Origin of the sequence: Aporhodopirellula sallentina SM41 (assembly GCF_000346505.1) — a bacterium.
GTDB lineage: Bacteria > Planctomycetota > Planctomycetia > Pirellulales > Pirellulaceae > Rhodopirellula > Rhodopirellula sallentina.
Window position 1 is genome coordinate 1 of record NZ_ANOH01000427.1, and the last position, 1328, is coordinate 1328.

Below are 1328 nucleotides of genomic sequence, written 5' to 3' on the forward strand. Positions count from 1 at the left end.
CTTCGAACCTCCACCCGCGATCGGCTCCCCGCACAACGCTTCCGCTCGGGCTCGCCCGGCGGAGCGACAACTGACAGCTACCAACCAACACCAAACAACCACCGATCTCCGTCCGGGCTAGCCCCGGCGGAATCAACGCCCTTTCCCACGCAACTCGCAACTCGCAAAAACAAACCTCCCATGAACTACCAAAAGATTTTCGTCGCCGGGCATCGTGGCATGGTGGGCAGCGCCCTGATCCGCAAACTCCAATCCAGCCCCAACCCGCCAGCCGAAATCCTCACCCGCACGCGTGACCAGCTCGATCTATGCGACCAAGCCGCGGTGGATGATTTCTTCGCCACCGAGAAACCCGACTGCGTGCTCTTTGCCGCCGCCAAAGTCGGAGGCATCCACGCCAACGCCACGTACCCCGCCGAGTTCGGTTACGAAAACACCGCGATGGCCATGAACTCCATCCACTCCGCCTACCGGCACCAGACCAAACGGTTCCTGTTCCTCGGCAGCACGTGTATCTACCCGCGAAACGCCCCCCAACCGATCCCCGAAGACAGCCTCCTGACCAGCCCCCTCGAGCAAACCAACGAAGCCTACGCGTTGGCCAAGATCATGGGGCTGAAACTCTGCCAGTACTACCGGCAGCAATACGGCGTGATGTTTCATTCCGCCATGCCCACCAACCTCTACGGCCCCGGTGACAACTATCACTCGGAAAACAGCCACGTCATCCCCGGTCTGATCCGCCGTTTCCACGACGCCAAACTCAGCGGCGCCGAATCCGTCACCGTTTGGGGCTCAGGAAACCCACGCCGCGAGTTCCTCCACGTCGACGACCTCGCCACCGGCGTCCTGCACTTGATCCAGCTTTCCGACCCACCGGACTGGGTCAACGTAGGCACCGGCACCGACCTGCGAATCGCCGACCTCGCCCAAAAAATCGCCACCGTCGTCGGCTTCCAAGGCAAAATCCTTCAAGACACCAGCAAACCCGACGGCACCCCCGTCAAACGCACCAATACTGACCTCATCAACTCCACCGGCTGGACCCCCAAAATTGACCTCGACCAAGGCCTCCAATCCACCTACGCCGACTTCGTAGCCAACCAAGAAACCATTCGCTGTTAACAGCTAACTTTTAGCTGATAGCTCTTAGCGATTAGCTTTTAGTTTTTAGCACACCGCTTCCGCCCGGGCTTGCCCCGGCGGAGCCACAACTGACCGCTACCAACCAACCCACACAACCTCCACCCACGCTCACCGCACTCCCCAACGCTTCCGCCCGGGCTCGTCCCGGCGGAGCAACAACTGACCGCTACCGACCAACACGG

Annotated in this window: 1 protein-coding gene; it reads left to right on the forward strand. The window is 60.8% G+C overall.

The features are described from left to right. Nucleotides 1-180: 180 nt before the first annotated feature. The gene (locus RSSM_RS27425) at nucleotides 181-1125 is read left to right on the forward strand and encodes a GDP-L-fucose synthase family protein (protein WP_008687476.1); all 945 of its coding nucleotides are present in this window, start codon (nucleotides 181-183) and stop codon (nucleotides 1123-1125) included. Nucleotides 1126-1328 lie beyond the last annotated feature (203 nt).